19 protein-coding genes are annotated in these 23961 nt (G+C 34.8%); 9 read left to right on the forward strand and 10 right to left on the reverse strand.

Annotation, left to right across the window (positions count from 1 at the left end; genetic code table 11):
- Nucleotides 1-111: 111 nt before the first annotated feature.
- Nucleotides 112-324: a hypothetical protein gene (locus tag A2290_06755; protein ID OGC15932.1), complete on the forward strand. Its 213-nt coding sequence runs from the start codon at nucleotides 112-114 to the stop codon at nucleotides 322-324.
- On the opposite strand, the gene A2290_06760 is transcribed toward A2290_06755, so the two are convergent.
- Nucleotides 321-860: a hypothetical protein gene (locus A2290_06760; protein OGC15933.1), complete on the reverse strand. Its 540-nt coding sequence runs from the start codon at nucleotides 858-860 to the stop codon at nucleotides 321-323. The genes A2290_06755 and A2290_06760 overlap by 4 nt on opposite strands.
- A 138-nt stretch (nucleotides 861-998) precedes the next feature.
- Between A2290_06760 and A2290_06765 the strand changes: the two genes are divergently transcribed.
- Complete coding sequence (locus A2290_06765; GenBank protein ID OGC15934.1) at nucleotides 999-1778, forward strand: hypothetical protein; 780 nt, start codon at nucleotides 999-1001, stop codon at nucleotides 1776-1778.
- Nucleotides 1779-1803: 25 nt separating this feature from the next.
- Here A2290_06765 and A2290_06770 read toward each other — a convergent pair whose 3' ends face one another.
- The gene (locus A2290_06770; protein ID OGC15935.1) at nucleotides 1804-3132 is read right to left on the reverse strand and encodes a hypothetical protein; all 1329 of its coding nucleotides are present in this window, start codon (nucleotides 3130-3132) and stop codon (nucleotides 1804-1806) included.
- Between the two features lie 142 nt (nucleotides 3133-3274).
- Nucleotides 3275-5266: a DNA ligase (NAD(+)) LigA gene (ligA, locus tag A2290_06775; GenBank protein OGC15936.1), complete on the reverse strand. Its 1992-nt coding sequence runs from the start codon at nucleotides 5264-5266 to the stop codon at nucleotides 3275-3277.
- Between the two features lie 189 nt (nucleotides 5267-5455).
- Between ligA and A2290_06780 the strand changes: the two genes are divergently transcribed.
- On the forward strand, nucleotides 5456-7783 hold the full coding sequence (locus A2290_06780) for a hypothetical protein (GenBank protein OGC15937.1): 2328 nt from the start codon (nucleotides 5456-5458) through the stop codon (nucleotides 7781-7783).
- A gap of 12 nt (nucleotides 7784-7795) precedes the next feature.
- Here the strand turns inward: A2290_06780 and A2290_06785 are convergent, their stop codons facing one another.
- The 5 genes from A2290_06785 to A2290_06805 are packed head-to-tail and all read right to left on the reverse strand — an operon-like array spanning nucleotide 7796 to nucleotide 13086.
- Entirely contained in the window at nucleotides 7796-8554 is a 759-nt protein-coding gene (locus A2290_06785; GenBank protein OGC15938.1) for a tRNA pseudouridine(55) synthase TruB, read from the reverse strand.
- A 49-nt stretch (nucleotides 8555-8603) separates the two neighbouring features.
- On the reverse strand, nucleotides 8604-9557 hold the full coding sequence (locus A2290_06790) for a hypothetical protein (protein ID OGC15939.1): 954 nt from the start codon (nucleotides 9555-9557) through the stop codon (nucleotides 8604-8606).
- Nucleotides 9554-9901 carry a ribosome-binding factor A gene (locus A2290_06795; protein ID OGC15940.1) on the reverse strand — a complete coding sequence of 116 codons (348 nt, stop codon included), beginning with the start codon at nucleotides 9899-9901 and terminating at the stop codon, nucleotides 9554-9556. Before A2290_06795 ends, A2290_06790 begins: the two co-directional genes overlap by 4 nt.
- A complete protein-coding gene (locus A2290_06800) occupies nucleotides 9898-11985 on the reverse strand; it encodes a translation initiation factor IF-2 (protein OGC15941.1) in 2088 nt (695 codons plus the stop codon). Before A2290_06800 ends, A2290_06795 begins: the two co-directional genes overlap by 4 nt.
- 3 nt (nucleotides 11986-11988) lie before the next feature.
- The gene (locus A2290_06805) at nucleotides 11989-13086 is read right to left on the reverse strand and encodes a hypothetical protein (protein OGC15942.1); all 1098 of its coding nucleotides are present in this window, start codon (nucleotides 13084-13086) and stop codon (nucleotides 11989-11991) included.
- Nucleotides 13087-13267: 181 nt separating this feature from the next.
- Between A2290_06805 and A2290_06810 the strand changes: the two genes are divergently transcribed.
- Genes A2290_06810 through A2290_06830 form a run of 5 tightly spaced genes read left to right on the forward strand, consistent with a single transcriptional unit; the run spans nucleotide 13268 to nucleotide 19425 of the window.
- Nucleotides 13268-14614, forward strand: a complete 1347-nt coding sequence (locus A2290_06810; GenBank protein OGC15943.1) for a hypothetical protein — start codon at nucleotides 13268-13270, stop codon at nucleotides 14612-14614.
- Nucleotides 14611-15939 (forward strand): hypothetical protein, encoded by a 1329-nt coding sequence (locus tag A2290_06815; GenBank protein OGC15944.1) that lies wholly within the window; start codon nucleotides 14611-14613, stop codon nucleotides 15937-15939. Before A2290_06810 ends, A2290_06815 begins: the two co-directional genes overlap by 4 nt.
- Nucleotides 15929-16669: a hypothetical protein gene (locus A2290_06820; GenBank protein ID OGC15945.1), complete on the forward strand. Its 741-nt coding sequence runs from the start codon at nucleotides 15929-15931 to the stop codon at nucleotides 16667-16669. The genes A2290_06815 and A2290_06820 overlap by 11 nt, the downstream gene beginning before the upstream one ends.
- Nucleotide 16670: 1 nt before the next feature.
- Nucleotides 16671-18314, forward strand: a complete 1644-nt coding sequence (locus tag A2290_06825; GenBank protein OGC15946.1) for a hypothetical protein — start codon at nucleotides 16671-16673, stop codon at nucleotides 18312-18314.
- Nucleotides 18307-19425 carry a hypothetical protein gene (locus tag A2290_06830; protein OGC15947.1) on the forward strand — a complete coding sequence of 373 codons (1119 nt, stop codon included), beginning with the start codon at nucleotides 18307-18309 and terminating at the stop codon, nucleotides 19423-19425. The genes A2290_06825 and A2290_06830 overlap by 8 nt, the downstream gene beginning before the upstream one ends.
- A 58-nt stretch (nucleotides 19426-19483) precedes the next feature.
- Here the strand turns inward: A2290_06830 and A2290_06835 are convergent, their stop codons facing one another.
- Both A2290_06835 and A2290_06840 read right to left on the reverse strand, forming a co-directional pair.
- Nucleotides 19484-20848 (reverse strand): hypothetical protein, encoded by a 1365-nt coding sequence (locus tag A2290_06835; protein ID OGC15948.1) that lies wholly within the window; start codon nucleotides 20846-20848, stop codon nucleotides 19484-19486.
- Nucleotides 20845-22413: a hypothetical protein gene (locus A2290_06840; GenBank protein ID OGC15949.1), complete on the reverse strand. Its 1569-nt coding sequence runs from the start codon at nucleotides 22411-22413 to the stop codon at nucleotides 20845-20847. The genes A2290_06835 and A2290_06840 overlap by 4 nt, the downstream gene beginning before the upstream one ends.
- Nucleotides 22414-22487: 74 nt before the next feature.
- Between A2290_06840 and A2290_06845 the strand changes: the two genes are divergently transcribed.
- Complete coding sequence (locus A2290_06845) at nucleotides 22488-23900, forward strand: hypothetical protein (protein OGC15950.1); 1413 nt, start codon at nucleotides 22488-22490, stop codon at nucleotides 23898-23900.
- Nucleotides 23901-23961 lie beyond the last annotated feature (61 nt).

A 23961-nucleotide genomic window follows, 5' to 3' on the forward strand; every position in this document is an offset into this window, starting at 1 on the left:
ATAACACAATATTGAGAAGTTCAGTTGAAGTTGGTATGTGAGAAAATTTGTTAAAACTTAACACAAATTTATAAAATAGTTTATAATATAAAAAAACAAAAGGAGACTTACATGACAGAAATATTGCTTGAAATTAGAGTCGTTCTTAACGCAGACCACAATGAATTAAAGGGGAACAGGCTTTATGTTGCCGCATCGGAGCTGAATAATCAAATAAATGAAATAATGCTGGATCTTTTGGCGGAAGAATATAATGTCAAAAAAAATAAAATAAAAATTATGAAAGGCCAAAATTCAATACAAAAAACTATTAAAATTATTTAAATAACAGTTCCTTCAGGCGGCGCAATAGTAATAATCCCTGAAATTATCTTAGAGTTAGGTATGATTTTACGCTTATTATCAGAAGTTATTAAGGTGGTAGAAAATATTTTAATTTCTTCAACTTTACCTATTATTTTGACAGTGTCATTAATATCTCCAATTTCAACATTGTCTCCAAGCTCAAAAGGCTGAGATATTATTATCATCAAACCAGCTGCAAAATTAGCCAGTGCTCCTTGAAGCGCTAAAGCCATTGCCAAACCAGCGGCACCAATTAGAGCAATAAAAGACGTTGTTTTAATCCCTAATTTTTCCAGAAAAGATAAAATCACAAAAATAATTATGACATAATAAATAAGGTTGCCAATAAAAACAACTAGTGTCTTATTTGTTTTTGATTTTAGCATGGCTTTTTGTGCAATATTGGAAACTAAGCGAGCAAACCAAACGCCAAAAACAAGAATAAATATAGCTACCAATATTTCCAGCCCATTAGTAGTAAAATATAATTTTATTGTATTAATTAAATCAAACATATAGTCAAATTATACACTATATGGAGATACAAATAAAATGATGGCGGTTACAACATGTAGCATTGACAAAATAAATAAAATGAGTTTTTTACCGAAGATTTAATTACAGGCGATGCAAAAGATACGGGATTTATACCTATGGGATCTAAAGCTGTTGGTTCTGGAATGACTCCTTACATGCGGATGAAAACAAGAGGTGGGGATTTAGTCGCAGAAGCTTTGCTTACGGGGAAAAAGATTGCAGTGCTTGGAACAGTTGAAGTAAGCGATTTTATGCAAACTTCGGGACAAAGTCCAGCAGGGCTTGATGCAGGCGTTCAACAATTTATAAGTATTTGGAATGCCCTCGGAGGATCTCCTGAAGCTTATGATGATTCAACCTGCTTTAAGCAGCAAGTAAGGACAATGGCAGAATACATGGGATGGGCTTTTATGTATGGAATGGTTCAGCAAGGATATGAAGCATCAATGCCTAGTTGGCCGGCAGGTGCAACGCTTACTTATCCTCTTGCAGACTCTAATGATTTGATAGGTTCTATGGAATGCAAACTTGTATTTAGCGGCACACCATCAGGTGAAATATCAATAACAATGACCGCAAGTGAAGATGGCTATGGGGCGCCTAAATCAGGAAGTTATTCAGGTACATCAACACTTATAATCCCTGAAGGAACAATGCTTGCAACTGCTACAATGCTACTTGAAGACACAGGAAATGGACCAGATCTTACATCAATAACGATTACTGGAACTACTTCTCCTGACGGTAATATTGTTTCTACTGTAATGCTTCCCGGCGGCACAGGCACAGGGACATTAAAAAATAGCGCAGGGACACAGATAGGCACTATCGAATTTACATCAACTGGCGGGACTTTGTATATGGATACCGGAACATCTGAAGCCTTTACTTATTAAAGTTAAAAAGCAGAAAAACAGATAGTTACTTTGAACGATTTAATTTATCTAGAATTTCGGTAATTGTTAAAAACTCTTCAGGCCTTCTAGGTTTTTTAAAGAATTGGCTTTCAAAAAGACCTTCCAGATCACCATAATTATATCCTGTAGGAAAAACAACTCCTTCCTCTAAATTGTTAACAAGCTCTTCAAAAGAAGATGCCCTATTTTGAGCTAAATCATCCTCCAACAACAAAAATCCTTCCATAGGATCAATAAAATATTTTAAAGTAACTATAGTAAAACCGATAATAATACATCTCAAATCCTGTTCCCTTTCTAAAACCAAGGGCAACAATCTAAAAGCAGCCTCTTTCGCAAGTTTTTCCTTGCTTTGGCGTAGAGTATCAATACGAAAAGAGCTTCTTCGAGTGGCTAATTGTAAAGGCCTTATACCTCCAAATACAACACAAGCATTAAGATCACCCCAATAAGAAAAAACATTTGGAACCAATAAATCTAAACCTTTAACAGTGGGAATCCACTCCTTATGATGAATATACGATCCTCTATCCAAATTATAAAGAAACGCAACAATCTTAGGAGCAGGAATCTTTGCCTTCAAAAGCGCAGGCAAGGGAATAAAATATAATCCTTCTCCGCTATTATCAAAATGGAGTAATCTTTTAACTAATTCAGCAAATTCATCGGGAGTATAATCATTATTGCGCGCAGCGTCAACAGAAAATCTTAAAAGTTCAAAAATATTTCGTGACTTTTCATACTCTTTTTCCAGGGAACGATACTTTTTAATCTTTCTAAGATTCCCTGCAAAATGACCTTTAAACTTGGAATTGCTCAAAACATCTGGCATAATTCCAAAACTTGAGCCATATGGCAGCCTTCTATCGTTTTCAACATCCCTGTGAGCCTGCTCTCTCATACAAATAGAGTTTAAGATCTCTACAGTATTTTTTCTGGGAATACCATACCTTATAAACACAACAGCAACCTTTACAGCTTCAAAAATTAAAGAATCACATATTTTTAAAGGAAGATGAGTTTCAAATCCTGATGTACGATCCCTTGAAATATCATTTATTAAATCGAGATAAAAAATCATGTCTTCACGAGTAGGCAAGCCTTCCACATGATACAAATGTTTTATAACCATTGAGAAAGAAGGGTTGAGTCCAAACTCTCTTTGTAATTTCGAAATTTCTCTTGCTAAACCTGTTCTATATCCATATCCTCTCAAAGCAAATAACAATCTATCTACAGGTGTTTTTTTGATAAAGGGCCCTACCCTGTCAAGCGCTCTATTTATCTTTGGACTAGCATACACCCTTTTTTCAACAGTCCTAAAGAAATTCATTTTAATTTCCTCCTTATTTCCTTATCAGTACTAGCTCTGTCTTCATGGTTTTACATCGAACAAAACCAGCTAGAATTGCAAGGTTCTTTATAAAAATGGGACTGTTGCGAAAACCTTAAAATTACGCGTGGAGGTACCGTGCTTATCCCTTCGTTAAGATATCTTTAAACTCTTTTTCCGATAAAATCTTAACGCCAAGTTTTTTTGCTTTATCATGTTTAGAGCCGGGGTCAACCCCTGCAACTACATAATCAGTATTTTTAGAAACAGAAGATGAAGGGTGCCCTCCCATTTTGCGAACTAATTCCTCGGCATCAGGCCTAGTCATAGACTCAAGCCCTCCTGTAAAAACAAAAGTCTTCCCCTTAAATGGTTGTGGGCCAGATTTTTTTTCCGCGATTATATTAACCCCGGACTTTTTAAGCTTCTCAACCAGGTGACGGTTATCCTTTTGGGAAAAAAAATGCTTCACAGATTTTGCAACCTTAGGTCCAACTCCCTCAATTTTTTCCAGGGCTTCTTCTTTAACATCAAACAAATCATCCAAAGAATCATAATGTCGCGCTATTAAAGATGCAACATGACGGCCTACCATCCTTATGCCCAAACCGTATAAAACCCTATAGTGGGGCACTTTTTTGCTTCTTTGAATTGAATCAATAATATTTTGAGCCGATTTATCCGCAAATCTTTCAAGTTTTAACAAATCATCTTTTCTTAAAGAATACAAATCGGCAATATTTTTAATAAATTTATTTTCAACAAGTTGTTCAACAACAGCAGGCCCGACATGTTCTATATCCATGGCTTCTCTTGTCGCAAAATGTATGATCCTCTCTTTAACCTGGGTAGGACAAGAAGCATTTATGCATCTTAAGATAGATTCACCCTCAGGCCTATAAAGCTCGTAGCTACAAACAGGACACCTCTTTGGCATATTAAACTCTTTTTCTTTTCCCGTTCTTTTCTCTTTTATAACTTTTACAACTTCAGGAATAACCTCTCCCGCTCTCTGAACAACAACATGATCTCCTATTTTTATCCCCTTACGTCTTATTTCATCTTCATTATGAAGAGTAGCTCTTTTAACTGTAACTCCCGCCAAATGAACAGCCTTTAAATGCGCAACGGGAGTTATAGCTCCCGTCCGCCCAACTTGAACTTTAATATCTTCGATCACAGTTTCAGCCTGCATAGGAGGATATTTAAAAGCTATAGCCCACCTTGGGGCGCGAGAGGTCAAACCCAAAGTCTGCTGATCATTAAGGTTATTAACTTTTATAACTATACCGTCTATTTCATAATTTAATCTCTCACGCGCCTCATTCCAATATTTAATATATTTTTCAACCTCTTTTATCCCCTCACAAATTTTTATATTTCGATTGACTTTAAATCCTAATTTTTTTATATATTCCAGGTTTTCATAATGTGTTTTAAATTTTGAATGCGGGATAATTGCATAGTAACAAAATATATCAAGCGGACGGGAGGCTGTAATTTTTGAATCTAACTGTCGCAGAGATCCTGCCGCGGCATTTCGAGGGTTTGCAAACTTAGGTTCATCTTCTGTTTCACGCTTTTCATTTAATTTAACAAAATCATCGTAAGGCAAATAAACTTCTCCCCTGACTTCAATGTCTATTGGCTCATTTAGAATTAAAGGTATGCTTTTTATTGTTCTTAGGTTTTGAGTAATATTTTCCCCATGTACCCCATCCCCCCGAGTTGATCCCTCAACAAAAACCCCTTTTTTATAAGTCAAAGTTACAGCTAACCCGTCAATTTTAAGTTCACAAACATACTCGATTTTATCTTTTTTTATTCCTTCCCTAACCCTCTTGTCAAACTCAAGGAATTCTTCTTCATCCATTGCATTATCAAGGGATAAAAGCGAAACTTTATGAGTAACAGAGCTAAAAGATGAAAGAGGTGTTCCCCCTACCCTACGGGTCGGTGAATCATCTGTAATAAATTCCGGATATTTGTTCTCAAGCTCTATAAGCTTTCTAAAAAGCTTATCATATTCATAATCAGAAATTTCGGGTTTGTCTAAGACATAGTATAAATGCTCATGACGTCTAATCTCTTTGCGAAGCTCATTAATCTCCATATGTACTTTTTCCTTGCTCATTTTGGTTATATTGTATTACATGAAAAATCTTCTATCAATGGTTTATTCTTGCAGATGACAAAAAATCTTCAAAAAAATCATACCTGTAGTGCCTTTGAAATAAAAACAAAACACTGGAAAATAAATTGAAATCGAAGCGAGAGTTTGTTCGACAAAAAAACATACATAATACTTTTTAAGGAGAAATAGATGTCAATAAACAGTTTATATTCTACGTTTTTCATGCAAACAGATCATGTGCCGGATTTTTTGGAATTAAAAAACACAATACAATCTTTATCTGAACAAAAAAACAATGCAAAGACAAGGAAATCAAGACGCGTGATAAAAAGGCTGCTTAGGGACGAAAAAGAAAAACTAAAGAGAGCCTTATATCAAAAAGAGTTGATGTACAAACATCTCTATAAAGAGATTTCCAGAAAAACCTCTTATATAAGTAAATATGCAGAAAGAGCTGAGATAGAATCAATTATTTCAAGCAATGGGAATAAGCCTTTAGTCATTATATTTTATGATGAAAATGCCTTTTACGAACCTGCGTTAGACGTCCCCAATAATCAACAAATAGATGCCGATTTACAAGCATATTTGATTTACAGAGATATGGGAGAGACTATAAAATCATTAAATGATAGCAGGCTCCTCGATTTTGCCATATTTAACATGACAACATTAAATAATCTATGGCCCGAAAGCAGAAAATACGGCGCAAAAAACCGGTTTTCAACTGCTCTCTTTTTAAACGGGGAAATGGTTTTTATCTGCAAAGGAGTCCCAAAAACAGAAGAGATGCGAGGAATAATAGCTGATGTTGAAAAAAAAATCCATGAGGACAAAAAGACTGTAAGCGCTGTTGATGAATTAAAAAGAGAGTCTTTATCCCGTAAAACTACTTTGGACATAAATAATCGGGGTTCATCCTTATATCAATTTTCAGATGCTTCAAAAGGGGCTTCCCCTGATGTAGTAAATAACAATTCATCTGCTTTGTATGAAGCTTCTGACCTTATTATGGATTTAAAAACATTTTCTTCTGAAAGATTTTTTCACTCGGCTTTCAATTTTGAAATTAATGGCGAAGGGTTCTACGCAGTTTCTTCTGCTTATTATCCCCACAGTTTAGAGGGACTGTTTGCCCAAACAAATATACAATCTCTTTCTTATGGAAGTACAATTTGCAAAGAAGCTTACATGCCCACAGATGACCCAAGATATAACAGAAAATATGATTTGTACAATTCAGATGGCGTTATAGTGGGAAAGTTGATTCCAAAAGAAAATAATTTAGGCTTATTTGATGTATACTTTTTTGAAGAGCATGACTATGGGTTTCACATTTTACAGTTGGGACATTTTTCACTGCCGCGCCACAAACTGTATTTATCAAAAGGTTTCAAACAAACTTCTTCCCAGTTTATAGAATATAATCCAACTATTGGGAAATACGAGCCCAAAACTTTTTACGGAATGTTTGTTAAAATCCCCGGAACCAACAAAGCAACTATTTATCTTAAAGGGATTGAGCCTGAATCTTCTGTCGTAATAAAAGTAACTGATTTAAAAGGTAATATAAAAAAATATGAATATTCAGCGGATGAAGCATCTTATCCTTTAAGAATTGAACTATTCCCAGGATTCAATAATAAGGTGGAAATAACAATGTCTGATTCCTTAAGGAATTTAGCAGTCAGCAGGGAAAGTATATCCGATATATTTAGAAGTTCTTTTTTCGTAAGAAAATTACAACCAGGGGACAAAAGAGAAATGAGGCTTTATGATCTTATCAAAACATTTGCTGAGCCTGTCGCAGAAGATGCAGAAAAGATAGAATTTAAGTTCAAGGCGGGGTTTGACCCTCAATCTTTACAAACATTATCTGAAAGCATCAACTTCGACTTGAAAATTATGGAAGGCGCTATTAAAGAAGAAGAGCTTGTCTTTATGAACATTTTTAATTTTTTGATGCAGTCAGCACGTGAAGGAGTGTCTTTCAGAAATATACGTGAAGGAGTGGAAAAACTTTTACCAAAACATGAAATATTTTTTTCGGACAATGATAATACGCAAGAAAGTGAACCCCGATTTCCTAATCGGGGTGAAGTCTTTTATACCAACCAAGATATTGCTTTTATTATGAACATATTTTTCAGGCAGGATAAAAACGGCAAAGTTACTAGACGAAATGTTAACCTGGGAAAAATAGAGAGAAGACTTAACTTATTGAGGGAATCTCGCAAAAAAAGGTTGAGAGATGCTTATTTAAAAACCATAGGCAAAAAACAAAAAGCTTATAAACTCTTAACTGACGCATGGAAGGACTCAATAGATTATATGAATTGGGGATGTCTTGTTTTTAATGGTGAAGAAATAATGCTTAACAGAAGAAATGTTGAGGCTGCATTAGAGTCTGATTTTGTGCCAAATGAAATAAAAAACAAACTAAGAAAGTTATTAAATCTTACCAATCCGGAAGATAGCAATAAATCTGTTATAACTTTTGAAATAAACACCGATTAGCTAGTCGACAAATCAGCCTTGAGCGGTTCTATCATGAATAATCTTTCCAAAGTCCTCGGGAGAAAACAAAACAGATTCCAATTTTCCTATTTTGGCCAAATCAACTAAATGTTTTATAGTTAAAGTCTGAGAGATATCAAAGGGATGACTATAGAATCTCTCAAGCTTTGACAGATGTGCTCCACACCCCAAATCATCCCCTATATCAGAAGCTAAAACTCTAATATATGTCCCCTTAGAACATATTACCTCAAAAACTATTTTATCAGGCGCTATCATTTCTAAAAGTTTTAATGAATAGATGGTTACTTCTTTCTCATCCCTTTCTATTTCGATCCCCTTTCGAGCAAGTTCATACAATTTTTTGCCATTAACTTTTTTTGCCGAAAACATGGGAGGCTTTTGTTTTATTTTGCCTGTGTATTTTTTTAATATTTCTTCTATTACGTTGGTCATTGAGGTATGGGGCGACAGGCAAGGTAATTGTCGTGCCTGACCACTAGCAGGAAGAGATATTGGAGTTCCCGTTAAGTCGAGGGTATTGGTCACAACCCCCAACGTCATCTCTGCAGTATATCCCTTATCTCCCTCAAGAAAATATTTAATAAACTTTGTAGCTTTTCCAAAAAAGACAGGCAGCACCCCTGTTGCAAATGGATCGAGAGTCCCCGAGTGCCCAACTTTTGCGGTTTTTGAAATATTTCTTAGTTTTGCGCAAACATCAAAAGAAGTCCAATCTGGCGGTTTGTTGACTAATATTATTCCATCCATATGTTTAGTCTCCAGCAATCAGAAAAGTACTATTTATAAGCATAACTAGTTATTTTTCTAATGCACTTTTTACTAAATTAAGGACTTTAGTCTGAGCTTCTTCCATAGACATGTCAAGTTCACACCCCGCAGCCAAAATATGCCCACCCCCACCACATTCATGCGCAATTTCAGAAACATTGACCTTTCCTTTTGACCTAAAATTTACTTTTATCTTTCCGTTTTTATCTTCCCTAAAAAGAAGAGCTACCTCTATTCCCTTTATGGTTCTTAAATGATCAATTATTCCCGTGAAATCATCTGCCTTTGCTCCGGAATCAATTATCATTTCCCTTGTAATATTTGTCCATACAACTTTTCTGTCATCGGTATGCTTTAAACGCGAAAAAGCAGCATTGCATACTCTTATAGCTTCAATGGTTTTTGTATTATAAATATTATCAGCAAGATAAGAAGGATTAGCGCCGTTTTCTACAAGTTCCTTGGCAACAAGAAAAGTTGTAGGTTTTGTATTGGGGAACCTAAAGCTGCCCGTATCAGTCATAATTCCAACATAAAGAGGAATTGCTATTTGAGGAGTTATTTTAATAAAAAATTCTTTTGCTATTTTATAAACAATTTCAGCGGTAGAAGAAAGCTGCTCAACACAGTTAACATCGCCAAAGTTTGTATTATCAGGGTGATGGTCTATGTTTAAAATTTTATGGGCTATAATTTTTGATTGTCCGATTCGGTCAATTCCGGAAGCGTCAACTGTTACCATCAAATCGAATTCCTTTTTAGGGGCATGCGTCATAATATTTTCAGATCCAGGCATAAACAAATAAGAAGGAGGAACCCCATCGGGAGAATACATTAAAACATCCAATCCCATATCACCTAAAATTCTCCCCATAGCAAGCATACTCCCTAGAGTATCACCATCAGGGTCGACATGACAGACAATTATTACACTTTTTGACTGGGAGATAATACTTTTCATCGCTTGAAAAGTTTTTTTCATAATTCTTTTTGATCCTTTACTTTATTCATTAAAGATAAAACCCTGCTGCCTCGCTCCAAACTTTTATCATAAACAAATAATATTTCAGGAACAAATTTAAGTTTAAGAACATGACCAAGTTCGCATCTAATATAAGAGGTCGCGCTTTTTAAGCCTGCCAGAGAATCTTTTTTAGCTTTTTCATCTCCTAAAACACTAAAAAATATTTTGGCGATTTTCAAGTCGGGTAAAATTTCCACATCTGTGAGACTTACAAAACCAATTCTTGGATCAGAAACTTTTTCTCTTAATATCGAGCTAACCTCTTTTTTGATAAGTTCCGCAACTCTTTCAATTCGACTCACTTTTTAGACTTCTCCCTAATTTCAAAAGTTTCTATAATATCGCCAGGCTCAAAATCCTGATATCCTACAATAGCGATGCCACATTCATAGCCTTCACTTACCTCTTTAATATCTTCTTTGAATCTTTTCAAAGATTCAAGCTTTCCCTCATAAATTTTTTCGCCATTGCGGAAAATCCTCAAACCATGGCCTCTCACCATTTTTCCGGATTTTACAAAACATCCTGCTATAGCGCCAACTTTTGAAAATCTAAAAGTCTGCCTAACTTCGGCGCTCCCTGTTTTAACCTCTTCATATTCAGGCTTCAACATTCCTTCCATAGCTTTTTTGACATCGTCTAAAAGTTTGTAAATAACATCATATATTTTTATATCTACGCCCTCTTCTTCTGAAATTTCGCGCGCGCGAGGAGAAATAGTAACGCTAAATCCTATAACAAAGGCATTTGAAGCCTCCGCCAGCAAGACATCAGATTCAAGGATATTTCCAACTGCGGCATGAACAATTCTTACTCTACGATCAGAAACGTATATATCTTTTAATGATGCCAGCAATGCTTCAAGTGAACCCTGTACATCAGCTTTTACAATAAGGTTAAGATCTCTCACTTCACCCTCTTCAACTTCTTTTGAAAAGTCCTCTAAGGTATGGTGATGACGCGCAGCAATAACTCCTTTAGATAATTTATTCTTTTCCGCCATCATTTTTGCTTCTTTATCACTATCTGTAACATGCAATATATCTCCTGGAGAAGGAACAACAGATGAGCCCAAAACTTCTACAGGAGTAGAAGGTCCCGCGCTTGTAATCCTCTTTCCAGTATCAGAAATAAGAGCTCTCACCTTTCCATAGGTTGAACCAATTACAAAAAAATCTCCTATTTTTATCTTCCCTTTCTTAATAAGAACAGAAGCAACAGGCCCCCTCCCTTTTTCCAGCTTGGCTTCAACCACAATACCAATTGCTTTTCCTTCAGGATTGGCTTTAAGTTCTTGCATATCAGCTACAAGAATAATCATTTCCAATAAATCATCTATACCTGTTTTTTCTTTTGCGGAAATTGGAACCGTAACTGTACTCCCTCCCCAATCCTCAGGTTGCAACCCATGCTCAGAAAGCTGTTGTTTTACTTTATCCTGATTCACTCCAGGCTTATCTATTTTATTTATTGCAACAATTATAGGAACTCCTGCCGCCCTGGCATGATCTATCGCCTCTATGGTTTGAGGCATAACTCCATCATCTGCAGCAACAACCAAAACAGCTATATCTGTAACCTTTGCTCCCCTTGCACGAAGAGCAGTAAATGCCTCATGTCCGGGAGTATCTAAAAAAGTTATCTTTCTATTATTTACCACAACCTGATAGGCCCCTATATGTTGAGTAATACCCCCTGCTTCTGATTCTGCAACTTTCGTGGAACGAATTGCATCCAAAAGTTTTGTTTTTCCGTGATCAACATGCCCCATGATTGTAACTACAGGAGGTCTATTCTGAAGTTTATTCAAATCTTCTTCCAATATCTCTGATTCTATCCCCTTTTTTGCTTCTGAAATAGGAATTTCAACTTCCACATTACAAGAAAACTTGGCTCCAAGTTCAACTGCAATATCAGAAGAAATTTTCTGGTTTAATGTTACCAATACCCCTTTGATCATCAATTCTTTAATAATATCAGAAGATTTAAGCTTTAACTTTTCCGCAAAATCTTTTAATATAATGCCGTCAAAGGGAATTTTAATTGAGGTTTTAAATTGAGAGGTTACCTCTCTCTCTTGATTTTTTTCTTCATCAACACTAGGTTCTTCTGCTTTTTCTATCGTTACAACTTCCTCTTTAAGAACCTCTTTTTTAACTTGGTCTTCCTTATGCTCAACAATTTTCTCTTTAATTTCTTCTTTTATGGGAAGAGCTTCCTTTTTTCCAGAAGGGGTTAATAATTCTCTAATAACTTTTACAGCTTCCTCGTCAATGGATGAAGCCGCGGTTTTTGCATCAATCCCCATATCTTTTAAAATTAACAAAACTTCTTTTGTTGTCTTTCCAAATTCTTTAGCTAATGCTCCAACTTTTATTTTTTTCACTTATTATTCCTTCTCTTTTTTTTCCGGTTTATTATCAACCTTCTTTTTCTCTTCCTCTTTTTTTTCGTCGGAAACTATGTCTATCTTATAACCTGTAAGCTTTGCAGCCAATCTCACATTTTGGCCTTCTTTTCCTATTGCCAAAGATAATTCTTTTTCAGGAAGGATAACCTTTGCGCTTCTATCCTCTTTATTGATTTTGACATCAGAAACTTTTGCGGGTGAAAGAGCATTGGAGATAAAAGCCGAATCATCCTTAGACCATTCTATAATATCAACCCTTTCCGTGTCCAACTCTTTTGTAATATTTTGAATTCTAGAGCCCATCGGGCCAACACAGGTGCCAACCGCCCCAACATTTTCATCATTAGACAAGACCGCAACCTTAGTTCTTTTTCCCGCCTCACGCGCTATAGCTTTTATCTCAAGGATCCCTTGAGTTATTTCAGGTATCTCTGATTCAAATAATTTTCTAATAATATCAGGATGTGATCTGCTAACTACTATAACAGGACCTTTTGGGGTCTTCTTTACATCTACAATCAATACCTTAACCCTATCCTTAGGCCTGAAATTTTCAGAAGGTATACTCTCAGAAAAAGTAAGAAAAGTCTCAGCGCGTCCCAAATTAATTAAATAACCACCAGGCTCCTTATTTTGTATCGTACCATTTACTATAGTTCCTACCTTACCAATATATTCCTCGTAAACACCCTCTTTTTCCGCCTCACGAATTCTTTGAATAATAACCTGTTTGGCCGTTTGCGCAGCCATACGCCCAAAATCCTTAGGGGTTACATCAAACTGAATTATATCACCAAGATTAGCGCCCTTCATGTTTTTTTTGGCTTCTTTAAGAGAAATTTCCAAATCTTCATTTACAACTTCCTCAACTACAATCCTACCCCTGTATATCCTAGCCTCTCCATCATCATCTATTTTTGTTTCCAAGTGCTCAGCTAAAGGAAATCGTTTCTTATATGCGGACAATAAAGCATCTTTTATTGCATTGATTAAGCTCTCTTCAGTAATACCCCTACTCTCCTCAATTTCAACCAGCATAGCTTTAAAATTTGTTATTTTCACAACAAAAACCTCCATTTAAAACGAAAAGTGGGCGAAAATCCCACTTCTATAATTAAGTACTATAGCTTTTGATTAATTATAGCACTGTACAAAAATGTGTGCAAGAAGATTTTAATAAATTCAATTTTCTTGACACTTTCTTTTTGATCGATATAATAAAAGTGTGGAATATTGATAATAACGCTCAAACCTGATAATGACAAAAAATAAATCAATAAAAATCACCCTTATCTCTCCGCGAACGGGATTATATCGTTATAGAACAGGTGTATTTTCATTTTTTTTAAGATATGCCCCCATGAATTTAGTTACATTATCCTCTTTGATTCCAGAGGAAATTAATGCGACAGTCGAAATTCTCGATGAAAGCGTTGAAATAATCAAGAAGGAATCAATAATTGCGGATATCGTTGGATTAACCGGCATTACTGGAGTATCAAAACGGGCTTATTCCTATGCTGATTACTTCCGTTCCAATGGTATTACTGTTGTAATGGGGGGACCGCATGCTACACTTATGCCCCAAGAAGCAAAAGAGCATGTAGATTCGGTAGTGGTAGGACATGCCTATGAAACATGGCCACAATTACTAAAGGATTTTATAAAAGGGGAATTAAAGGATTTTTATTATCCCCCCCAGAAAATTGACTTTTCAAAAGTACCATCTCCTGACAAAAAATGCTTTTCCAACAAACCATTTATTACATTAAACAGTACTCAAGCCGTATTTGGCTGCCCTAATAATTGTGAATTTTGCGTTACGCCGGTTATTTGCAAGGGGAAATACGAACATCGCCCAATCGCAGATGTTGTTTATGAAGTATCTCACATGAAGGGGAAGTATATTACATTTCTTGACCCAAGCCCTGTTGAAAATCCCTTATATTCAATAAACCTCTATAAAGCGCTCAAACCATTAAAAAAACGATGGGGAGGTTTAGCGACAACGCGCATCGTCGATAATAAGGAGTTACTAGACGCAATGGCAGAAAGCGGATGCTTCGGTTTGCTGATCGGCTTTGAAACATTATCACAAGACAGCAATGTTGCCATGGGCAAGGGGTTTAATAGTGTAGATAAATATTATAAACTGGTTAAAGAACTTCATTCGCGAGGTATTGCTATAATGGGCTGTTTTGTGCATGGCTTGGAAACAGATAACAAAGATTGTTTTAAAAGAACCATGGACTTTGTATACAAAGCCAACATTGATCTTCCTCGTTTTACTATATGCACTCCATTCCCGGGAACCCCTTTTTTCAACAGATTAAAAAAAGAAGCTAGGATTCTTACGGAAAACTGGACTCTTTATGATGCCCAACATGTGGTATTCAAGCCGAAGGGGATGGCAGTTGAAGAGCTTGAAAACGGCCATCTATGGTGTTGGGAAAATGCTTATTCCTTAAAAAATATTTTAAAAAGATTGTCCTGTTCAAGGGCCTTTTTGGAATATACTTTACTGGCAAATTTAGGATATAGATTTTATGCAAGGGGACATCATCGTTTTAATTCAGCTTATATGGAAAATGATTGGAAAACATGAAAATCACATTTATTATGCCAGCTGTAGGCAAAAAAAAATCAGAAAGTTATGTCCGTTCATGGATAATGGAGCCATTAGGACTTGCAATTTTATCTTCTTTAACCCCACCTGAAATAGAAAAGAAATTTTATGATGATCGGCTTGAAGAGATACCTTATGATGAATCGACAGATCTTGTAGCAATTAATGCTGAAACTTATACGGCTAAAAGAGCCTATCAAATTGCTGCAAAATATAAACAAAGAAATGTGCCTGTTGTAATGGGAGGATATCATCCCACTCTTATGCCGGAAGAGGCGGCAGAACATGTAGATGCCATAGTCATTGGAGAAGCTGAACAAATATGGGAAATACTGTTAAATGATTTTAAAAATAAACAACTTAAGAAATTTTATAAATCCTCTACAAAAACGAGTTTAAACAATATTTTTCCTGACCGAAGTTTATTTAAGGATAAAAAGTATTTCCCTGTCACCCTGATTGAAACAGGACGAGGATGCAAGTTTAATTGTGAGTTCTGTTCAATAAATGCTTTTTACAAACGTACCTACTCAACTCGGCCAATTGATAATATTATTGATGAAATAAAACGCACCAGGGCAAAAAGGATTTTTTTTGTGGACGATAACATAGTCAATGATAGAAATTTTGCTTTTGAACTGTTTAAGAGGCTAATTCCATTGAAAATCAATTGGATAAGTCAAGCGTCAATGCATATCCACAATGATGACCAACTACTTGCCCTGATGAAAAAAAGCGGCTGTCGCGGAGTATTAATTGGGTTTGAATCATTAAATAAAGAAAATTTGGAAGTAATGGGAAAACATGTCAATAATGTCCAAAACGGTTATGAAAAAGTTGTAGCCCAATTTCATAAGCACAAAATGGCGATCTACGGAACTTTTATATTCGGATATAATGACACTCCCGATTCTTTTAAGAAAGCATATGATTTCGCTTTAAAAAACAAACTTTTTTATGCCGCTTTTAATCACTTGGTCCCCTTCCCCGGAACAAGCCTTTATGAAAAATTAAAGAGAGAAGGCAAATTATTGTTTAATAAATGGTGGCTTGATTCCGGTTGCTATTTTGGCAATATCTATTTTAAACCAAAAAATCTTACTCCAGAAAAACTTGAACAATTATGTTATAAATACCGTTACAAGTTTTTCAGTTTAGCATCAATTATTAAAAGAAGTTTTAATTTTAGGGTTTACTGGCAAGATATAATTTTCCTTTTCATTTATTTTGCTAACAATTTATTTGCTAACCGAGAGACAGATAGCAGGCATTTTTTGCCTTTTGGAGACGCTAATGACCAATAATAAAACAATAATAACCATAAAAAAATGTGCAAATATATCATTTCAAAAAAAAGATGAGATATTTGCTCTCCATTTGCAATATTTTGACAATACTACATTCGAAAAGTTCAATAAAGATTTTACGGAAAAACAATGGTGCATTATTATCCAAGATATTTACAATAAAATTGTAGGATACTCAACCATTCAACTTATTTTTGATAAGATTTTATCTCTTCCCGTTCTGGTTCTATTTAGCGGGGATACATTGGTTTCGAAAGAATATTGGAATACAAATGCTTTAGTCATAGGATTTTCTAATTTTATAGAATACATAAGCCAACTATTTCCAGATCATAAAAAATACTGGCTATTAATTACCAAAGGATACAGAACATACCGCTTTCTGCCTCTATATTTCAAACAATACTATCCGGCTTATAACATAGAAACACCAAAAGAAATTAGTATTTTAATGAATAGTATATGCACAAAAAAATTTGGTGATAGATACGATTCTCAGAAAGGATTGGTTTTGTCCAATGATAAAAATGATTTTTTAAGGCCGGAGATGGCAGTTGTCCCTCCGGGCAAGAAAAAGGATCCCAATGTTTGCTACTTTTTAAGACGCAATCCCAACTATCACAAAGGTGATGAATTAGTTTGTCTAACAAGTATCGAAAAAGAAAATATTATTAATCGATTATTTTATAGATACATAAAAAAATATCCCGTCAGCATAGATAAGTAACATGGCTGTTTATTATTTCTTTGTAAATATTATTATCTTACTCTCCTGTCTATATGAATGGAGCCTGTTTTTTTTATTTAGCAGATCAGCAAAACAAGTCCAACAGAAATTATTAAAAAACATCTTAAGCACAAACACCAAAACAATTTATGGGCAAAAATACAATTTCAGTAAAATAAAGTCATATAAAGAATTTACAATGCTCCCTTTAACGGAATACCAGGATTATTTCGAATACATTTCTAAAATACGTCAAGGAGATGGTTTTGTTTTAACTTCAAACCCAATTCAAACGTTAATACCAACAAGCGGAACAACACAAGGAAGCAAACTTATTCCATTTAACAAAAAAATAAAAAACCGATTTCAAAAAGGACTTAATGTCTGGCTGTTTAATTCATATTTGAGATGTCCAGCTATTTTAACAGGTCAACAGTATTGGTCAATGAGTCCTATAACAAAAGCTTCAAATGCTAAAAGCGAAAAAATATCTGTCGGGTTTACTGAAGATTCTTCATATTTTGGAGCTGTCAAGAAATACTTCATACAAAAGCTTTTTGCAACTCCCGTTATGCTGCAAAAAATTAGCGATCCTATTGCGCATGAATATCTTACCTTGCTTTTTATGATTTGTGCGAAGGACTTGTCTTTGATATCAATTTGGAGCCCGACTTTTCTTATAGTAAAGCTAGAAAAACTGTTATTTTATTATGATCAAATTATAAAAGACATTGCGCAAGGAACCATAAGCCACAAAATTAAGATTGATCCTGTAATCCGTAAACTACTATTTTCCAAGCTCAAACCAAACCCGAAAAGAGCTAAGGAGCTGTCTGCAATAAATATTTCAGATAAAAATAACTGGCAAAAAATTTGGCCAAAACTCAAAATTATAAGTTGCTGGACAGATGGCAGTTCAGCCACATTTGCTTATAAATTAAAGGGCTTGTTTCCAAAAGTCAAAATCGAGGAAAAAGGGCTTATCTCAACTGAAGGAATAGTAACAATTCCATGGTTTACAAAACAATTAAAACCAGTTGCTTATCGTTCCCATTTTTTTGAATTTCAAGATATTGAAAACAAAAAAATCTATCCATTATGGGAAATTGTAAGAAACAAAAGATATACAGTTATTTTAACAACAGATGGCGGGCTATATCGATACAAATTACACGATACGGTAGAGGTGACTGATTTTATAGGGAGAATTCCATCTCTTAAGTTTATTGGTCGTGAAACAGCCATTGTTGATATGGTTGGAGAAAAAGTTTGTGAGGAACATATTCAGGAAATTTTCAACCGTTTAACTCACTATGATTTTATTTTTAAGCTGGTTAGCCCATCTATAAAAGAAGGCAAACTTGCCTATACTTTGTTTCTTGAGCCTAAAAACTACCACAATTATAATTTTGCCCATTTAAAGCAGGTTTTTGAAAATGAAATGAGATCTAATTTTTATTATTTACATGCTCAAAACATGTCACAACTTGAGCCTCTTCGCATATTTTTAATTAATCATGGGTCAGGACTTACTACATACATAAAAAATCACCTTAGTCGAGGGAAAAAAGAAGGTGATATAAAATATCAATTATTGACCAGCGACTTATCATGGGATAAGATTTTTAAAGGCCAATATGTTTGAAAATAATGACAAAACAGATCATTACATAATTGAACCAGCAAAAGAAAGTGATGGGTTTGAACTTTGCAATATATATGAAGAAGAATCAGCTCCAGGCAACTTAGAAATAACTTTTACTAGACGAGATAACGCATATCTTTCGATGATGCAGGAAGGAAAGATTGTTGAAGTCATCGTCTGCCGCAGGCGAAACAGTTTGGAGATTGTCGGATTTGGCGCCTATGCTATAAATGAATATTTTTTACACGGAACAAAAGAACAAGTAGCTTATCTTTTTGGAATGAGATGTCGCAAAAAATACCGCAATAAAGCAGGGAAAGCAATTCCTTTAATCTATAGCTATATAAAAAAATCTCTGATGACTCACAAAGTTAAATTTATATTTACATCTATACTTGATGATAATATTAAGGCTCAAAAATTTTTAACAAGGTCACATAAAGGCCTGCCAAATTACAAGTTATTAGAGAAATTTGAAGTATATTCAATCAAGACTACTAAAAAAATATTGAATGTCCCAAAAAATATTGTCTTGGTATCTGCCCTTGATTTTGATGAAAATAAATTTTATGAGTTTGCAAATGAAGTTGGCAGAAAATACCAATTATTCCCTGACATAGAAGAAGTCGCCCCAACTCTAAAAAACTTTCTAAATGATTGTTATTTATTAATAGATAAAACTACGGGTGAACTATTAGCTTGTGGTTTTTGTTGGGATCAACGTTCATTTAAACAATATATTTTACAAGGATACAAGGGCCTTTATAAAGGGTTTTATTTCTTCTCTAAAATTCTAACATTACTTGGCTATCCAAACCTTCCCGTGCCAGGATCTATATTAAATTATTTCACATTATCTTTTTGGCTTGTAAAAGACAATAATTCAAATTATTTGAAATGGTTTATTGATTTGCTTTCCAAGGAAAAGAACTCTTATGATTTTTTTGCCTTGGGTATTGGAAGTTCCCACCCATTAAAAAATACAATTAAAAAACTGCCTCATTGGATATATAAAAGTAATATTTATTCGGTTTCCTGGAAAGATTATCCCAAAGAATCTATTTTGCTAAATAACCCCAACCAAATATATATTGAATGCGGGAGACTCTAATTGATAAAAATATTATTGATATTACCATCGGAATTTAAATATCTGCTTGCGAGGCAAATCAGAAAGCAGCAAGCTCCATTTCATAAAAATCAAAAACAGAATCTCCGGTTAATTGAGCATACAGTTTAAGCCTTAAGTCAGAATCCAATAATTGAAAAAACATACCACGATCAGTATCAGGCAAAAATCTAAACATTAGCCCCAATATACGATTATTTTCACCTGCAAACAACTCATTAAAAACTGCTTTATCTGTTTTATACGATACAGGAATAGATTCCCAAAAACATTGGAAATCTTCTAAATCCAAAACCGCGATTAAATCAATTATGCGGTTCTCTTCAAACAAAGGCCTCATCAAAAGCCATTGCATTCCTCCCTGTCCCCCTCTAAAAAGTTGCATACGCTCCAGTTTGGATAATAAGTTAAACAATCTTATACAATCCTTATTACTTCTGGTATTTGAAAGTAATTTCCCCCGTTGCTCAAAAGACATAAGATGATATACCCGTTTTAATCTATTATCATCTCTTATATCCCAGACATCTAAAAACTCAGTACTGTCCAAAGCAAATTCAGAATATTTTAAAAAAGACTTACAGTTAATACCCATTCTTTGAATGCGAACCAAATCTCTTTTCAAAGAAAAAAAACCTTCTTTGCCCAACTGTTCCAGTTGTTCATAAGACAAGGATACAAAAAGCTTTTTAAGGTTATCATCCCCCAAACCCCACACTCTATCCAATAAATTCATTGAATGTAGTCTTTCCACAAAAAGACTAATATCCTCGTCATTTAAAACTTCAACTATATTTTTTATTATACGAACATCCTCTATAGCAGCTAAACCCTTTTCGACAACAAACATTGAGTCGATCAATTCACGCTTCTCCATATCAGTCAACAAAGAATACAACAATCTACGCCCTTCGGTTTCAATAGATAAAAAGAGATTTCTCTTTGCCAATATATGCTCGCCTAAAAATAAATAGAGCTTTAATAAATCTTGGCCTGAGAGAATAATTTCCTCATTTTCAAAATATATTCCGGCATCTTCACATATTACATCAAAGGAGATATCAACTGAATCAGGCAACTTATCATTCCTCATTCGAAACCTCTTTAGCAGCAATACATCCGCAGCCTCTCTTTCTTTTTCCAGGAAATCAAGATCTTCCTTTCTTATGCGATTTGCATAAATTGCCGTAGGAAGGTGTTCCCCCTGCAATAAATTAGATATACCAAACAAATCAATTCCTTTTCTTCTCTTTAATATTTCCCCACCCTGCCCCTTCACCAACTTTGTACTTCTATTTGTTAATACAATATCCTCAGAAAAACGTTTTCTAACCTTAACAACAAATGAGCTTGTAAAATCTAATACATTAAATTTTATTGTTTTTATTCCTTGTAGGCTATTCATCTGTTCCTCCTATGCAATAAAGGAATATATAAAATATGCCCGGGCGTTATAAGGGCAGGAATGCCAAGTATATCATTATCATCTAATCCATAAACAGGTAAATGCTCTCTATCCTTATAAAAAGACCATCCGGAATCATAAGCTTCAACAAAACATCCTTTCCCTCGTAAAGAAAGAGAATGCAAATAATTATAATATGATACCATATGGAATCTTTCTTCTCCAAAAAGATATGTAGGGAGGTTGGGATATCCATAATTATGAACAAAACCATATCCTCCAACTTTTGTCCTATCCCAAATCGATTTAAATAAACGCGTTGAATCTGGATATAAACAAAGAAGATCATGACACACTACAACAGAAGCTTGAGGAACTTTTGAACTAGTAAAAACATCCTCTTTAGAAAAACTGACGCCCGGCGGCACAGCCGAAAGATCCAAACTTATATCAACAGCCCATAATCTATTTACATCTTCATCTTTTAAAAACTTAAACTTTTTTCCCATCTTAATAATATCTTTTATCATCTGAACTCTTCCACTTGGAATATCAAGAAGAAGAGGAGATTTATCTTCTTTTGCCAAAAAAAACCTTACATAATCAAGAAAATTCTTCCCATTATATTTAGGGACTTTACTTAAGTAGACATCCAAATCACAATTCGCAGGCCACCTATTATGTTCGTCTAAAACTTTTGCCAAGGCATAAGAGGCAAGATAAGCATTAGCGTCAATCCCTTTCTGAATATCTATTTGCTTATCACAACTTAAAGCCTTTAGAAAACTTTCAAGATCTTCAAACAGACACTGCTTATCAGGATCAGAAAAACCCGTAATTTCATTTGAAGATGAATTTACAAGAAAAGTATAAGCCTGAAACCTAAAATGCTCCAAAGAATAGCAAAAAACAATTACTGTTCCGCTTTGAGGGTTTGACAACAAAAAACTGAAGTTCTGTTTTTTTGTAAAAAAGTCCTCCCCTCCTATCAAATAAAAATGATTTGCCCCTTTCAAAACCTTGCCATTAAAATTTTTGAGCAAATGTATATTACCATAAGAAGCCATAAACCCCTCAAGCTCATCTTCCACCCCAAATTGCCTTATAAAAAATTCAACATCTTTTTTTAGTATATTTTTTGTAAACCTTCCCAATGATTCATTCCCCACCAAAAACGGCGGAATTTGATGTTCGGAATTACTAACTGACGCCAAAACCGAGGGCGTATCTATTTTTAAAACATCCTTTTGAGAAAAAAGAATGTTAGAATCTAAGGATTCAGCTTCGTATAAATGAGTATCCCTTTTTCCGTAAAAAATATCATCTAAAATGGCTTTCTCATGAACAGTAACAATCATCTCTTTTTTACTGTCTGGAAATTCATATTTTAAAAGCTGTAAACTTTCGGATACATTAGAAACCATGCTAACACCTCTTGAAACAGGGAGATTGCCAGATCTCTGTTTTCTATCCAAAGAAGAAAGCCTTTTTAATGGAATAGTGTAGCTACATAAATATCCGGAGTTGATATATTCTGCAAGCTGAAATGATGATGAGATTCTCATATATATGATATCGGCCTTCCTCTAAAAAAATTTCTTATAAAAACTACATACAAAAGTCATGCTATAATTTTTAAATGATAAAGAAAACCGATCAAGCAGAAATTCAATCATATCTTGAAGATAGCTCCAACCTGCAAGGAGGATATGCGGAAGGTTTGTTTTTGCCTGAAAATGAAAAAGAGATAGCCTCCCTTCTGCAAGAAGCAAATTCAAAAAAAATGCCGCTGACAGTTTCTGCAGGAACAACAGGAACGACAGGCGGATGTATCCCTTTTGGCGGATGGATATTAGGCACCGAAAAACTTGATAAAATAATAAACATTGACCCAACCAAAAAGACTGCTTTATTACAACCGGCTGTAACATTAGAAAAACTTGAAAGTGAAACAAAAAAACTGGGACTCCTTTACCCCCCTGATCCTACGGAACAGACTGCCTTTATTGGAGGAACCCTGGCTACAAACGCTTCAGGGGCAAGGAGTTTCAGATTTGGAGCAACCCGAAATTGGATAAAAAGAATAAAAGTCACTTTAACCTCAGGAAAAACTCTTGACATAAAAAGAGGATATAAAATACAAGAGTATGGCATTAAAACTCCTAATTATAAAATGCCAAATACCAAAACTTCTGCCGGTTATTTTTCCACCCCCGAAATGGAGATGATAGACCTGTTTATCGGATCAGAAGGGACTCTTGGAGTTATAACAGAAATTGAAATTAAGCTTATTCCGAACTTTCATGATACTTTTGACATCATTGTATTCTTCCTAAATGAGGAAACAGCCATTACTTTTGTTGAAAAGGCAAGAATTGAAACTGATGTTTTAAAATTGGAATACTTTGACAATAAGGCTCTTAACCTCCTTAGGCCTTCTTATCCAAAACTTCCTTCTCATGCCGCGACAGCCGTTTATATGGAAACAGAAATTACGGAATCGATACAAAATACCTATCTTGATAAGTGGGCCAGGCTTTTAGAAAATTTGGGAGCTGATATGGAAAAATCATGGCTTGGTGTAACCAACAAACAAAAAGAAGAACTTAAAGAATTTCGTCACAGTATGGCAGAGCACATCAATGAAAAGTTTAAAAAACACCACTCAATTAAGTTCGCAAGCGACATCGCAGTCCCCGACGGCAAATTAATGGAGATGATCAATTTTTACAACGACAAGCTATCAGCCATAAGCCATAAGCTATTTCATGTAAAGTTCGGACATATTGGACAAAATCATCTGCATGTTAATTTGGTCCCCAATACTCCAAATGATATTCCTCTGGCAAAAGAGATTATTGCCGATTTTGTAAGAAAAGGGGTATCGCTTGGCGGGACATGTTCCGCGGAACACGGAATTGGCAAAATAAAACACGACTATTTAAAAATGATGTATGGAGACAAAGGAATTGAAGAAATGATAAAGATTAAAAAAACATTCGATCCGCAAGATATTTTAAACAGAGGGAATATTTTCCCCGCCAATCCCTAAGCTTTATTCCAACCACAACCTAATTTCCCGGCAATTTCAAGCTCTTTTTAACGATATATAT

The sequence above is a fragment of the candidate division WOR-1 bacterium RIFOXYB2_FULL_36_35 genome (genome assembly GCA_001771505.1).
Lineage (GTDB): Bacteria > Margulisbacteria > WOR-1 > XYC2-FULL-46-14 > XYC2-FULL-37-10 > XYB2-FULL-36-35.

Coding starts and splice junctions, on each gene's coding strand:
- A2290_06755 (OGC15932.1), top strand. CDS start 112: ATGACAGAAATATTGCTTGAAATTAGAGTCGTTCTTAACGCAGACCAC.
- A2290_06760 (OGC15933.1), bottom strand. CDS start 860: ATGTTTGATTTAATTAATACAATAAAATTATATTTTACTACTAATGGG.
- A2290_06765 (OGC15934.1), top strand. CDS start 999: ATGGGATCTAAAGCTGTTGGTTCTGGAATGACTCCTTACATGCGGATG.
- A2290_06770 (OGC15935.1), bottom strand. CDS start 3,132: ATGAATTTCTTTAGGACTGTTGAAAAAAGGGTGTATGCTAGTCCAAAG.
- ligA (OGC15936.1), bottom strand. CDS start 5,266: ATGAGCAAGGAAAAAGTACATATGGAGATTAATGAGCTTCGCAAAGAG.
- A2290_06780 (OGC15937.1), top strand. CDS start 5,456: ATGTCAATAAACAGTTTATATTCTACGTTTTTCATGCAAACAGATCAT.
- A2290_06785 (OGC15938.1), bottom strand. CDS start 8,554: ATGGATGGAATAATATTAGTCAACAAACCGCCAGATTGGACTTCTTTT.
- A2290_06790 (OGC15939.1), bottom strand. CDS start 9,557: ATGAAAAAAACTTTTCAAGCGATGAAAAGTATTATCTCCCAGTCAAAA.
- A2290_06805 (OGC15942.1), bottom strand. CDS start 13,086: ATGGAGGTTTTTGTTGTGAAAATAACAAATTTTAAAGCTATGCTGGTT.
- A2290_06810 (OGC15943.1), top strand. CDS start 13,268: ATGACAAAAAATAAATCAATAAAAATCACCCTTATCTCTCCGCGAACG.
- A2290_06815 (OGC15944.1), top strand. CDS start 14,611: ATGAAAATCACATTTATTATGCCAGCTGTAGGCAAAAAAAAATCAGAA.
- A2290_06820 (OGC15945.1), top strand. CDS start 15,929: ATGACCAATAATAAAACAATAATAACCATAAAAAAATGTGCAAATATA.
- A2290_06825 (OGC15946.1), top strand. CDS start 16,671: ATGGCTGTTTATTATTTCTTTGTAAATATTATTATCTTACTCTCCTGT.
- A2290_06830 (OGC15947.1), top strand. CDS start 18,307: ATGTTTGAAAATAATGACAAAACAGATCATTACATAATTGAACCAGCA.
- A2290_06835 (OGC15948.1), bottom strand. CDS start 20,848: ATGAATAGCCTACAAGGAATAAAAACAATAAAATTTAATGTATTAGAT.
- A2290_06840 (OGC15949.1), bottom strand. CDS start 22,413: ATGAGAATCTCATCATCATTTCAGCTTGCAGAATATATCAACTCCGGA.
- A2290_06845 (OGC15950.1), top strand. CDS start 22,488: ATGATAAAGAAAACCGATCAAGCAGAAATTCAATCATATCTTGAAGAT.